This window comes from Alphaproteobacteria bacterium, from assembly GCA_020638555.1.
Taxonomy (GTDB): domain Bacteria; phylum Pseudomonadota; class Alphaproteobacteria; order Bin95; family Bin95; genus JACKII01.
The window spans coordinates 756393-769377 of the sequence record JACKII010000002.1 but is presented as its reverse complement, the minus strand read 5'-3'; the positions used below and the strand labels follow the sequence as shown (position 1 = coordinate 769377).

11 protein-coding genes and 1 tRNA gene are annotated in these 12985 nt (G+C 68.4%); 8 read left to right on the top strand and 4 right to left on the bottom strand.

Annotation, left to right across the window (positions count from 1 at the left end; genetic code table 11):
- Positions 1 to 115 precede the first annotated feature (115 nt).
- The 3 genes from hemB to H6844_09420 all read left to right on the top strand — a co-directional run bounded on the left by hemB (position 116) and on the right by H6844_09420 (position 4396).
- Positions 116 to 1081 carry a porphobilinogen synthase gene (hemB, locus tag H6844_09430; GenBank protein MCB9929621.1) on the top strand — a complete coding sequence of 322 codons (966 nt, stop codon included), beginning with the start codon at positions 116 to 118 and terminating at the stop codon, positions 1079 to 1081.
- Positions 1082 to 1274: 193 nt separating this feature from the next.
- Complete coding sequence (locus H6844_09425) at positions 1275 to 3080, top strand: NAD(P)/FAD-dependent oxidoreductase (protein MCB9929620.1); 1806 nt, start codon at positions 1275 to 1277, stop codon at positions 3078 to 3080.
- Between the two features lie 86 nt (positions 3081 to 3166).
- On the top strand, positions 3167 to 4396 hold the full coding sequence (locus H6844_09420) for an MFS transporter (GenBank protein ID MCB9929619.1): 1230 nt from the start codon (positions 3167 to 3169) through the stop codon (positions 4394 to 4396).
- Between the two features lie 150 nt (positions 4397 to 4546).
- Here H6844_09420 and H6844_09415 read toward each other — a convergent pair whose 3' ends face one another.
- Both H6844_09415 and H6844_09410 read right to left on the bottom strand, forming a co-directional pair.
- Entirely contained in the window at positions 4547 to 5797 is a 1251-nt protein-coding gene (locus tag H6844_09415; GenBank protein MCB9929618.1) for an MFS transporter, read from the bottom strand.
- A gap of 4 nt (positions 5798 to 5801) precedes the next feature.
- A complete protein-coding gene (locus tag H6844_09410) occupies positions 5802 to 6749 on the bottom strand; it encodes an N-carbamoyl-D-amino-acid hydrolase (protein MCB9929617.1) in 948 nt (315 codons plus the stop codon).
- Positions 6750 to 6828: 79 nt separating this feature from the next.
- On the opposite strand from H6844_09410, the gene H6844_09405 reads away from it, so the two are divergent.
- Positions 6829 to 8118: an amidase gene (locus tag H6844_09405; protein MCB9929616.1), complete on the top strand. Its 1290-nt coding sequence runs from the start codon at positions 6829 to 6831 to the stop codon at positions 8116 to 8118.
- Positions 8119 to 8167: 49 nt separating this feature from the next.
- Here H6844_09405 and H6844_09400 read toward each other — a convergent pair whose 3' ends face one another.
- Both H6844_09400 and H6844_09395 read right to left on the bottom strand, forming a co-directional pair.
- Positions 8168 to 9817 carry a hypothetical protein gene (locus H6844_09400; protein MCB9929615.1) on the bottom strand — a complete coding sequence of 550 codons (1650 nt, stop codon included), beginning with the start codon at positions 9815 to 9817 and terminating at the stop codon, positions 8168 to 8170.
- A gap of 413 nt (positions 9818 to 10230) precedes the next feature.
- A tRNA-Thr gene (locus H6844_09395) sits at positions 10231 to 10305 on the bottom strand.
- 141 nt (positions 10306 to 10446) lie between these two features.
- Here H6844_09395 and H6844_09390 point away from each other — a divergent pair.
- The 4 genes from H6844_09390 to H6844_09375 are packed head-to-tail and all read left to right on the top strand — an operon-like array spanning position 10447 to position 12905.
- Positions 10447 to 10632 carry a hypothetical protein gene (locus H6844_09390; protein MCB9929614.1) on the top strand — a complete coding sequence of 62 codons (186 nt, stop codon included), beginning with the start codon at positions 10447 to 10449 and terminating at the stop codon, positions 10630 to 10632.
- Positions 10629 to 11183, top strand: coding sequence for a dCTP deaminase (locus H6844_09385; GenBank protein MCB9929613.1), 555 nt, complete (start codon positions 10629 to 10631; stop codon positions 11181 to 11183). The genes H6844_09390 and H6844_09385 overlap by 4 nt, the downstream gene beginning before the upstream one ends.
- Before the next feature lie 28 nt (positions 11184 to 11211).
- Positions 11212 to 12492, top strand: coding sequence for a UDP-N-acetylglucosamine 1-carboxyvinyltransferase (gene murA, locus H6844_09380; protein MCB9929612.1), 1281 nt, complete (start codon positions 11212 to 11214; stop codon positions 12490 to 12492).
- Positions 12489 to 12905: a DUF2948 family protein gene (locus tag H6844_09375; protein MCB9929611.1), complete on the top strand. Its 417-nt coding sequence runs from the start codon at positions 12489 to 12491 to the stop codon at positions 12903 to 12905. Before murA ends, H6844_09375 begins: the two co-directional genes overlap by 4 nt.
- The last annotated feature ends 80 nt before the right edge of the window (positions 12906 to 12985 follow it).

Sequence of the window (12985 nt, the reverse complement as noted above, 5' to 3'; positions counted from 1 at the left end):
AAAAGCTCATCTTGCGGCTTGCATTCGCGACGATAGCATGGCGCCTCGATTTGATACGCAGGAGGGCCAGGCGATGGTCTTGCAGTTTCCGAGTGCTGGTTATCCCACAACCCGCATGCGCCGCAACCGGCGCGATGCCTGGACCCGCCGTCTGGTGGCGGAAAACCGGCTTGCGGTGGATGACCTGATCTGGCCGATTTTCGTGCGCGCCGGCACCGATCTGGTGGAGCCGGTGGACAGCATGCCGGGCCAGTTTCGCCACTCGCCGGACCGGATCGTCGCCACGGTGAAGCAGGCCTACGAGCGCGGCATTCCCGCCGTCGCCATCTTCCCGCTGGTCGAGCCCGGCCTCAAAGACCCGATCGGCTCCGAGGCGGTGAACCCGGACAACGCCCTCTGCGAGGCCGTGCGGCGGATCAAGGACGCGGTGCCGGACATCGGCGTGATCTGCGACGCCGCGCTGGACCCGTTCACCAGCCACGGCCATGACGGCGTGATCGAGAACGGCTATGTCCAGAACGACGTGACGGTGGAAATCCTCTGCCGGCAGTCGGTGGTGCAGGCGGAGGCCGGCTGCGACGTGATCGCGCCGTCGGACATGATGGACGGCCGCATCGGCGCCATCCGCAAGGCGCTGGACGCGGAAGGCCACGACCATGTGCGCATCCTCTCCTACGCCGCCAAATACGCCAGCGCCTATTTCGCGCCGTTCCGCGACGCGGTCGGCTCGGCCGCCAATCTGGGCACGGCCGACAAGAAGACCTACCAGATGGACCCGGCCAACACCGACGAGGCCCTGCGCGAGGTCGCCCTCGACCTGGCCGAGGGCGCGGACATGGTCATGGTCAAGCCCGGCCTGCCCTATCTCGACATCATCCGCCGGGTGAAGGACGCCTTCGGCGCGCCGACCGTGGCCTACAACGTGTCGGGCGAGTACTCGATGCTGAAGGCGGCGGCGATCCAGGGCTGGCTCGACTACGACCGCGCCATGATGGAGGCGTTGATGAGCTTCAAACGCGCCGGCGCCGACGCCATCCTGACCTATGCGGCCATGGAAGCGGCGGAGTTGCTGGACGCCTGACCGTCGTACTCCCGGACGGCGCTCAACACCGGTTCGGCTTCGGCCGTGAGCCAAGGCCCTTGGCGGCGGCGGTTCGCGGGGGTTAGGCTCGCATAACGGTTCTGGAATGGACGACGGCACGCCGGGTGACAGCCCGGCGCGTCGGTACATGTTCCTGAGCCATCGAACCAGACCAGCCGAAAGGGATCCGTGGATGAACCACGTCGAGTCTCAGGGTTTTGCCGCGCAAGACGAGCTTGCCACCGACGCCATCGTTTCCGCCTGGCTCCAGGCCTTCGAAGCCGCGCTGACGGACGGCGACCAGGCCCGGTTGGCCGCTCTGTTCACCGACGACGCCAACTGGCGCGACGTGCTGGCCTTCACCTGGCATCTGACACCGCATCTCGGCGCCGACGCCATTGCCGCCGGCCTCGCCGCGCGGCAGCCCGCGGTCGCGGCCAAGGACTTTGCCGTCAGCGAGACGCGCACGCCGCCCCGCCGCGTCAAGCGCCTGGGCCGCGACTGCGTCGAGGCGCTCCACCGGTTCGAGACCAAGGTCGGCCGCGGCGAGGGCGTGGTGCGCCTGGTGCCGGCCGCAGACGGCGGTGCCGCCGGGCACCGGGCCTGGGTGTTCTCCACCTCGCTGCAAGAGTTGAAGGGCTTCGAAGAGAAGATCGGAGCCAAGCGCCCGACCGGCGAGGCCTATTCCCGCAATTTCGGCGGCGACAACTGGGAGGACGTCCGACGCAAGGCGCAAGCCTACGACGATCGCGACCCGACCGTTCTGGTGGTCGGCGGCGCCCAGGCCGGCCTCTCCATCGCCGCGCGGCTCAATCAGCTGGGCGTCGACAATCTGGTGGTGGAGCGCTGGCCGCGCATCGGCGACAGCTGGCGCAAGCGCTATCACTCGCTGGCGCTGCACAATTCGATCAAGGTCAACAACCTGCCCTACCTGCCCTTCCCGGAAACCTGGCCGAACTACATCCCGAAGGACATGCTGGGGCTGTGGTTCGAGTTCTATGCCCAGGTGATGGAAATCAACCACTGGACCAACACCGAGTTCACCAAGGGCGAGTGGGACGAGGCCGCCCGGCAGTGGACCGCGACCCTGAAACTGGCGGACGGCAGCGAACGGGTCATGCATCCGCGCCACATCGTCTTCGCCAACGGCGTCAGCAGCTATCCGCTGGTCCCGGACATTCCCGGCCTCGACAGTTTCCGGGGCGAGGTCATCCATTCCGAGGGCTTCGACAGCGGCGCGCCCTTCCAGGGCAAGCGGGCCATCGTCATCGGCACGGGCTCCAGCGCCAACGACATTGCGTTGGACCTCTACAATTTCGGCTGCGAGACCACCATCGTGCAGCGCGGCTCGACCACCGTGGTCTCGATCGACCCGTCGGCGAAGCTCAACTACGCGCTCTATGACGAGGGCCTGCCGGTGGAGGAATGCGACCTGATGGGCGGCGCCTCGACGCCGCCGATGATCGTCAAGGGCTATCAGCTTGCGGTCCAGCGCATGGTGGAGCTGGACAAGGACATGATCGCCGGCTTGAAGGGCATCGGCTTCAAGTTCGACATCGGCGAGGACAACACCGGCCACCAGATGAAATACCGGCGCCGCGGCGGCGGCTACAACCTGGATGCCGGCTCCTCCGACCTGATGATCCGGGGCGAGATCGGCCTGCTCCAGAACGAGACCATCGAGCGCTATGGCCCGGAGGGTGCGGTGCTGAAGGACGGCACCGTCGTGCCGGCCGACCTGATCGTGCTCGCCACCGGCTACTACCCGCAGGCAGAGCTGGTGCGCCGCGCGCTGGGCGAGGACGTGGCCGCCAAGATCGGCCCGATCTGGGGCGAGGGCGCGGACGGCGAACTGGCCAACATGTACAAACGCACGTCCCAGCCGGGCGCCTGGTTCATCGCCGGCAGCCTGACCCAGGCGCGCATCTACTCCAAATACATGGCGCTGCAGATCAAGGCGATGGAGGAAGGGCTGGTCGACACCGACCCGTTCGCCTGACGTCACTCTCCCCGCATGGATTCAGCCCCTCCCTCGCGGCTGGCCGCGCGGGAGGGGAGCACCGCTCAACGAATGAACAACGAGACATGGTGGAAACTCCCGAACTGGCCCGGTCCAGATACCGCGACCGGCGCAATGTCGCCGTGTTGGCGACCTGCCAGATGCTCTACAATTCCGGCCGCTCGCTGCTGGTGGCCACCAGCCCGCTGATCGCCTACCAGATCGCGCCGGACAAGGCGCTGTCGACCGTGCCCATCTTCCTGGCGGTGGTCGGCACGGCGGCGGCGAGTATTCCCGCCTCGCTGCTGATGCGCCGGATCGGGCGCGGGCCGGGCTTCTCCGTCGGGTCCCTCATCGGCATTGCCGGCGGGCTCGCCTGCATCTGGGGCATCGAGACCGCCGGTTTCCTCGTGTTCTGCCTGGGCGCCCTGCTGTTCGGGTTTTTCTCCGGCTTCGCCCAGCTCTACCGCTTCGCCGCCGCCGACGTGGCGTCCGACGCGTTCAAGAGCCGGGCGATTTCGCTGGTGCTGACCGGCGGGCTGGTCGCGGCCTTTGTCGGGCCGGAACTCGCCAAGCTCGGCGAGCATCTGGTGGCCGACCGGCCGTTCCTGGCTTCCTATGCCTTTCTCGTAGGCCTGACCGTGCTGAGCGGCATCATCGTCCTGGCGGTCGACATCCCGAAGCTGACGCCGGAAGAGGCAAAGGACAGCGGTCGGCCCATCGGCCGGATCATGCGCCAGCCGGTGTTCATCGTCGCCACGCTCTGCGCCACCGTCGGCCAGGCGGTCATGAACCTGCTCATGACCTCGACGCCGCTGGCCATGAACCATGCCCAGCACCAGTTCGCCTCGACCGCGCTGGTGATCGAATGGCATATCTTTTTCATGTACGCGCCCGGCTTCTTCACCGGCACGGTCATCCGCTGGCTCGGCGTGACGCGGGTCATCGCCATCGGCATTGCGCTGCAAACCATCTGTGTCGGGATCGCGCTGTCCGGCACGGAGGTGCTGAATTTCTGGGGCGCGATGGCCTTGCTGGGCCTCGGCTGGAATTTCGCCTTCACGGCCTCGACCAACCTGCTGACCGAGGCCCACACTGCCGCCGAGCGGGCCAAGACCCAGGCGGCGACGAACTTCATCATTTTCTCTGTGGTGGCGCTGGGGGCGATTTCCTCCGGCGCGCTGATGCATGCCTTCGGCTGGACCTGGGTCAATCTGGGCGCCCTGCCCTTGCTGCTGCTCTCCCTGCTGGCGGCACTCTGGCTGCGCCAGTGGCGCCGCTCCCAGGCGCGGCTGGCGGAAACGCCGGCCGCGTGAGAGACCGGTCGGTCGCTAGGTTCAGGCGGCTTCACCCCGAGTAGCCGCGGACGCGGACCGGGGCGTATCGAGGGGCGGCGGCACGCGTCCCTCGATACGGGCCTTCGGCCCTACTCGGGATGAAGCGGGTTGAGAGCAGGATGGGCTGCGCTACCGCCGCGGTGCCGGCCTCTGCAACAGCATCCAGAGGAAGGTGACGACCAGCAGCGCCAGCACACCGCCCAGCGCCGTCGCATAGGCCTCGACCGGGTGATGGCCGTCCGCGGTCGGCCAGCGGTCGAGCACGGCGCCGATACCGTACTGGAGCGCGAACGCCGCGCCGAACACCAGCAGGTTGATCGCCGTGCCGGCCCGCCCGGCCAGCGCCGCGCCGAAATGCTCGGAGACATGCGGATAGCCCAGAATGCCAAGCTGGCCGGTGCCGGCGAACAGCAGCCAGAGGGGGATCATCCAGTCCAGCGGTGCCCACAACAGCCCAACAATGGCCACGACATAGAGCCCGCCCATCGCCATCATCACGCTGAGCGGCCCATAGCCGAAGCGCCGGACCCAGTCCGCCAGCGCGCCGCTGCCGAGAATGCCGACGGTGAAGGCCACCGCCATCGCCGTCAACACCGCGGCCACCGCGTCCCGCTCCAGCCCGCCGACATCGGCCAGCCAGGGCCCGGCCCACAGGGTCTGCACGGCGATATGGCTGCCGCACATGGCGGCGATGATCGGCACCACCCGCCAGAACTCCCGGTCGCTGTAGATCGTCCCCAGCGCCCGCAACTGCCGGCCCAGGCTCTCGCCGCCGGCGTGACGCACCTCGCCCCGGCGGGGCACGACGGTCCAGATCACCACCGCGACCAGCGCCGTCACGGCGGCGAGCGCCAGGAACACGGCGCGCCAGCCGAACGCCTGTACCGCCAGGTCCGCCGGCGTGCTGGCCGCGATCACGCCAATGCCGCCGAACGCCATCACCCAGGAATTGAGCAAGGGCATCCGTCCGGGCGGCGCCCATTCCGCCACCGCCTTGAAACTCGCCATCAGGCCGCCGGCAAAGCCGAGGCCGATCATGCCGCGCGCCGCGATCAGCGCGACCTCGCTCTCGGCCAGCCCGAACAGCAGCGCACCGGTGCCGGCGGTCACCAGCAACACCGCCTGCACCCGCCGCGGCCCGAACCGGTCCAACAGGATGCCGAGCGGCAGTTGGAACGCCGCGAACGCGAACAGATAGGCCGCCGTCAGCAGGCCGAGACCGCTGGCGGAAAGCGCGATATCCCGCACCAGGTCCGGCGCCACCACGGCGTTCACCGCCCGGAACAGGTAGGACAGGAAATAGCCGCTGCCGAACGGCAACAGCACCAGCAGCATGATCCGGCCGAGGGATGGCGCGGCGGCGCGAGACGCGGCGGTCACGGCCTCATTCCTCCGGCGGCGGCGTGGCGCCGGCCTGGGCGGTGATGATGCCATAGGCCTCCGGCCGACGGTGGGCGGCGAAGTTGAAGATCGTCGTCTTGTTGAAGGTGCATTCGTCCAGGTCGGCGTCGGCGACGATCAGCTCATCGCCCAGCGTCCGGGCCATGCAGACGATCTCGCCCGATGGCGCGCAGATCACGCTGCCGCCCATCATGTCATAGCCGTCCTCCGCGCCCGCCTTGGCGACGCCCACCACCCAGCAGCCGTTCTGATAGGCGCCCATCTGCATGGTCATGTGGTTGTGCATCATGCGCAGGTGCGGCGGCTCGATCGTGTTGCTCTCGCGGTTCTGGGTCGGCGTGTTGTAGCCCAGCAGGATGACCTCGGCCCCTTTCAGCGCCATGACGCGATAGGTTTCCGGCCAGCGGCGGTCGTTGCAGAGGCACATGCCCATGACGCCGCCCATGGTGCGCCAGACCGGAAAGCCCAGATCGCCCACCTCGAAATAGCGCTTTTCCAGATGCTGCCAGGGATAGCTCGCCACGTAATCGGAATGGCCCGGCAGATGCACCTTGCGGTATTTGCCGACGATCTTGCCGTCCCGGTCGACCAGAATGGCGGTGTTGTAGCGATGCACTGCGCCGCCTTCGACGCATTTCTCCGCATAGCCGAGATAGAAGCCGATCTTCAGGCTGGCGGCCAGTTCGAACAGCGGCCGTGTGGCGGCGTTCGGCATTTCGGACTCGAACCAGGTGTCGACCTCGGCCTGGTCCTCCATGTACCAGCGCGGGAAGAAGGTGGTGAGCGCCAGTTCCGGGAACACGACCAGATGCGCGCCCTTGCCATGCGCACGCCGCATCAGGTCGCAAAGCCGCTGGACGACGCTTTCGCGGCTGTCCGCCCGGTGGATCGGGCCGAGTTGGGCGCCGGCGAGGGTGATGGGGCGAGGCATGACGGTTCTCCCGGATTGTGTTCTGGCTCTGCGGCCAGGATAGTGGCCGAAAGTGCAGCCGTCGCGGAGGTTTCCCACCATGCAAGACCCCTGTTCCCTCAGCGCCCGGGCGCTGGCCGCCGCCATCGCCGACGGCCGCACCACCAGCGAAGCCGTGACCGCCGCCCACCTGGACCGGATCGCGGCGCGCGAGCCCGAGGTGCAGGCCTGGGCGCATCACGCGGCCGGCCAGGCCCTGGCCGAGGCGCGGGCGCGGGACAAGTCTCCCGCCGAGGGCGTGCTGCACGGCGTCCCCTTCGGCGTGAAGGACATCATCGACAGCCACGACCTGCCGACCGAGCACGGCTCACCGATCCATGCGGGCCGGCGACCGACGGCGGATGCCGCCTGCGTCGCCTATGCCCGCCACCGGGGCGGGGTGCTACTGGGCAAGACGGTGACGACGGAGTTCGCGCACGTCCACCCGAACCAGACCCGCAATCCGCACAACGCCGCCCACACCCCCGGCGGCTCGTCCAGCGGCTCGGCCGCAGCGGTGGCGGCGGGCATGGTGCCCTGGGCGTTCGGCACCCAGACCGCCGGCAGCGTCATCCGCCCGGCCGCCTATTGCGGCGTGGTCGGCTACAAGCCCTCCTGGGGCGAGATCAACACCGAGGGCGTGCGCGGCAATGTCCGCAGCTTCGACACGGTCGGCGTGCTGGCCCGCGCCGTCGAGGACCTGGCGCCGATTCGCGCCGCCGCCACGACCGAGCCACTGGCGGAGATCGCACCGCCAGCGCTCGGGCATCTGCGCATCGGCCTCTGCCGCACGCCTCACTGGGAGCAGGCCTGCCCCGCCACCCGCGGCTTCATCGAAGGCGCCGCCGCCCGCCTGGAACGGGTCGGCGCCAGCGTCAGCGATTTTGCCCTGCCGAAAGGCTTCGAGGCGTTCGAGGCCGCCATCCGCACCGTCGCCGGCTACGAGTTCGCCGGCGCCATGGCCTGGGAGCGGCTGAACCACCGCAACCGCCTCTCCGGAGCCCTGCTGAATGGCCGGGTCAATGACGGGCTGACGGTGACGCTGGCGGACTATCGCGCCGGGCTCGCCGGCCTCGGCATCTACCGGGCCCAGGTGGCCATGGCGAGCCGCGACTTCGATCTGCTGCTGTGCCCGAGCGCACCGGGCGAGGCGCCGCTCGGTCTCGGCTCCACCGGAGCGGCCACCTTCAACGGCCTGTGGACCAGCCTCCACCTGCCCTGCATCAGCCTGCCCCTGTTCCACGGCCCGCGGGGCTTGCCCATCGGGCTGCAATTGGTCGGGCATTATGGCCAGGACCTGGCCCTGATCGCCGCGGCCTCGGCCGTCGAGCGGCGGCTGCGCGGCGGCTGATCGCCCTGGCAGGGGACCGGGCGACGGCCTGTCAACGGGCGCTTGCCCCTTATTCCTGCCGCGCGAAGGTCAGCCCCTGCCCGCTCAGGGTGTCGCCCTGGATGGTCAGGACCATCTGGCCGTGCGGGCCGTTGACGATGACATCGTCCCGCGAGACCTCGTAATCCCCCATCGCCCGAACCCCCAGGAAATTCATGAAGACCCGCCGTTCATCGCGGAACTCCAGGCGCATGCCGGCAATGCCCTCGACAAAGGCCAAACCGACAAGGCGCGGGTCGCCGCCGGCAGCCAACGCCGCCTGCCGCCGGTCGCGGTCGCGTGCGTCGAGCGCGGCCTGGATCGCATCCCGCCGCGCAATGGCGGCCTCGACATACTGCGTGCGCACCGGCGCGTCAGGCAGTGCCGCTTTGGTCTGGGCGACCCAGTCCCGGGCCTGATTCAGACCGTCCCGGTCTTCCGGCAGCGAGGCCATGCGGGCCCGGAATTCCGGCAGCGCGCCTTCGCGAACCTCCGCCTGGCGGCGGTCCAGGGCCGTCGCAAAGGCCGCGCGCGCCGGTTCGCTGGCAACCGCCCGCGCGGAACGCACGGTCTTCGCCACCCGGTCGAGCCGGGCGATTCCGTCCAGCGTTTCCGGAACGGCTTCCAGGGCCGCCGTCGCCTTGGCGAGCAACCGGTCGGCGATGGCCGTCTGCCGCGCCTCCGCGACCCGGATGATGTCCTGCCGCTGCGCCGCGGTCACATCCATGCGGAGGATTTCGCGCCGCCAGCGCTGCACGGTCACCAAGCCGTCCGGAGTGGCCGGAAGCTTGGCGATATTCTCCCTGGCAAACCCGGTCACGTCCGCCTGCATCGCCGTGCGCCGGGCTGCGTAATGGCCTTTCAGACGCGTCCGGTCGTCGGGACGCAAGGCCGGCCCGATGCGGTCGAACGCCTGGGCAAGGACCTGCTTCAGGGTACCAAGGCCCTTTCCACTGCTGGGAACGGCATCCATTCGGTGTTCGACGTCTGCCAGCAAGGGGTCCCGCAGGGTGTCGATGCGGCCATCGATTTCGGCGGCGATGTCCGGATCGTTCGGCGACTTGCCCCATTGCGAGACATAGTCGGTGAAATTGCGGGCAAACGGCGTGGTCAATTGGTTTGGGTCCGGCGCCTGCGGCCTGCGAAGCAACACCAGGTCGCGCAACAATTCGGGCGAATCCGGCTGGCCCAGCAGCTTGGCCAGAAAGTTCCGGACCGCCCCCTCGCCCTGTCGCTGCCGCGCCTGCTGCCGGGCGACGGCACGTTCCCGTTGCGCGCGCTCCGCCGCCTGGTCGGCGGCCTGCGCCTTCGCCATGCCGGCCGTGGCGGCAAGGATCCGGGTCATGCGGCCCACGAACAGGCCGCGCGCGGCATTCAGTGCCTTCTGGGCATCGTAGCGCCGTTCGCGCGTCGCCGCTTTCTGACACTCCTTCATGCGGTCGCCAAGCGTGTTGACCTCATCCTGGCTCAGGTCCAGCGCCGGCTTGCCGAACACTGCCGCGAAAGCGGGCGCGCCGAAGGCTTGCGGCGCCCAGGTCCGGTTGCCGGGTATCGGCGTGTAGCGGTCGCGCGCGTCGACCGTGGCCGCCCAGGCCTCCAGGGCATCACAGGCGGGTTGGTTCGCCTCCGCAGCCAATGCCGCAGTCCCCGTCCACGGCAGGATCAGAAGCGCCAAGATCACGGCCTTTCCACACGACCGTCGCATGACATCACCCCTTTATAACATCTTATCGTAATCCATTTTTTATTATATATATATTAACAATATGATTTATTAAGAAAACCCTCGAATCCGAAATACACGCCAACCCGGAGGCCACAGGTCCGCGACAGGATTGGCGCCAGAACCAAAAAAGAGGCGAACCCTGCCGGCAGGATCGCCCGGAATCCGTCAATCGGCGCTCTGGGTGGGGTGAGGAACCTCGCTGGGCATCGCGCAACGGCAGCGCACAAACACACAAGCCCCGGCCATCCGGGTACAGGCGATCGGGGCTTTGGCTGTATGGTCCGTCGATCCGGCCGGCGTTTGGTGGTTCGACCCTCGATCGGATCGCCCCGGCGCGCCTGAGCTGCGCAGCACTTTGCCTGTGAGACTGGTGCCGCCGGAGTGGATTGAACACTCGACCTCACCCTTACCAAGGGTGCGCTCTACCACTGAGCTACGGCGGCTTCGTCACGCGACGTGGTGCTCTTAATGCCAGCGCCGGCTGGCGCTGGCAAGCCTCGGTCACCGCGACGCCTTGACCGAGCGAGAGGCGACCTTCTATCTAGCGCGAGACCGATTGGCAAGCCCCAATGAAGGCCCGACCCATGGCGCGCGATCCAAAACCCCAGCCGAACCCAGCCGCCGCCGACAAGGCCGAGCGGCTGGCGCAGCAATTGCGCGCCAATCTGCGCCGGCGCAAGGCCCAGGCCTCGGCACGGCGCAGCCCCGCAACCGACGCATCCGCTGCCCCGGCCATGCCGGCCGCGGACGAAGGAAAGACCAAGCCATGAGCATCATGCCCGACTCCTGGATCCGCGAGCAGGCCGTGCAGCATGGCATGATCGAGCCCTTTGCCGACCGCCAGCATCGCGAAGGCGTCATCTCCTACGGCGTGTCCAGCTATGGCTATGACGCGCGCGTCGCCAGCGAATTCCGCATCTTCACCAATGTCGATTCGGTCACGGTCGACCCCAAGGCGTTCTCGGAACAAAGCTTTGTCGAGCGCGACACCGATGTGTGCATCATCCCGCCGAACTCGTTCGCGCTGGCCCGCACGGTCGAATATTTCCGCATCCCCCGCGATGTGCTGGTGATCTGCCTCGGCAAATCCACCTATGCCCGCTGTGGCATCATCGTCAACGTGACGCCGCTGGAGCCGGAATGGGAAGGTCATGTCACATTGGAATTCTCCAACACCACCCCACTTCCTGCCCGAATCTATGCCAATGAAGGCGCCTGCCAATTCCTGTTTCTGAAGGCCGACCAGACGTGCGAAGTGTCTTATGCCGACCGCGCCGGCAAATATATGGGTCAACGCGGCGTGACCCTGCCGCGCCTGTGACCGCTCCGGTTGGGGGAGGCTTGTAGCCATGGACATGATCCGCATCCAGGGCGGCCGCCCGCTGCACGGCCGCATTCCGGTCAGCGGCGCCAAGAATGCCGCCCTGCCGCTGATGACCGCTGCCCTGCTCTCGGAGCAGCCGCTGCAACTGACGAACGTGCCGCATCTGGCCGATATCGCCTCCATGGCGGAACTGCTGTCGCAGCACGGCGTCGACATCCGGCTGAACGGCCACGACGCCGGCTGCCCCGACGGCCACGCGATGGAGTTGCACGCGCGCACGCTCACCAGCACGACCGCGCCCTATGAGTTGGTGCGCAAGATGCGCGCTTCGGTGCTGGTGCTGGGGCCGCTGGTCGCCCGGGCCGGCGAGGCGCGGGTGTCGCTGCCCGGCGGCTGCGCCATCGGCAACCGGCCCGTCGACCTGCATCTGGGGGCGCTGGAGGACCTGGGGGCCGAAATCGAGATCACCGGCGGCTATATCGAGGCGCGCGCGCCGAAGGGCCTGCGCGGCGGGCGCATCGCGTTTCCGAAAGTCTCGGTCGGGGCCACCGAAAACGCGCTGATGGCGGCGGCGCTGGCCCGCGGCGAGACCGTGATCCTGAACGCGGCGCGCGAGCCGGAAATCGTCGACCTCGCCCAGTGCCTGGCGGCCATGGGCGTGCCGATCGAGGGCGCCGGCAGCGACACGATCCGCGTCCAGGGCGTCACCGGCCTGACCCCGGCGCGCCACCCGGTCATTCCCGACCGGATCGAGGCCGGCACCTATGCCATGGCCGCCGCCATCACCGGCGGGTCGGTCGAACTGCTGGGCGCGCGCGAGGCCCATCTGGCCGCCGCGCTCACCGTGCTGCGCAAGGCCGGCGTGACGGCGGAGGAAACGCCGGACGGCCTGCGCATCGCCCGGCCGGACGGCCTGGTCGGCACCGATGCCATGACCGAGCCCTATCCCGGCTTCCCGACCGATCTTCAGGCGCAGTTCATGGCGCTGATGTGCGTGGCGGACGGCGCGGCCATGCTCACCGAAACGATTTTCGAGAACCGGTTCATGCACGTGCCGGAACTGGCGCGCATGGGCGCCAATATCACCGTGCACGGTGCCTCCGCCCTGGTGCGGGGGGTGCGCCAGCTGGTCGGCGCGCCGGTGATGGCGACCGACCTGCGCGCCTCGGTGTCGCTGGTGCTGGCCGGGCTTGCGGCAAAGGGGGAGACGGAAGTGCGACGCATCTACCATCTGGACCGCGGCTATGAGCGCCTGGAGGAGAAACTCTCCGCCTGCGGCGCCCTGATCGAGCGGGTGCCGCAATGAGCGCGCCGCTGAAACTGCGCGCCCGCGATGCGGAGGACCTGGCCGTGATGTCGGCCATGGTGCAGGACGCGCTCGTGCCGCTGTCGGACATGGTCTACCTGGCCGAGGACAGGCGCTTTGTCATCGCCCTGAACCGCTACCGCTGGGATGCGCCGGACGCGCCGAGCCGCACCCATGCGCTGCTGACGGTGCAGCAGGTGGAGCAGGTGCAAACCCGCAATCTCAACCGCCACGAACGCGAGCGCATCCTGAACCTGTTGAGCCTCACCGTCGAAGACGGCGACCTGCTGGCGGTGTTCGCCGGCGGCGGCTTGCTGCGCCTCTCGGCCGAGACGCTGGATTGCGTTCTGGAAGACGTGGGCGACCCGTGGCCGGCCCAGGCGACCCCCGCCCATCCGGACGACCCGAACTAAGGCCCCGACGCTAGTTCAAAACCCGACCATAGTTCAAAAAAAGAAGGGGCCTCCTGCGAGGCCCCTTCCCCCTGCCGCCG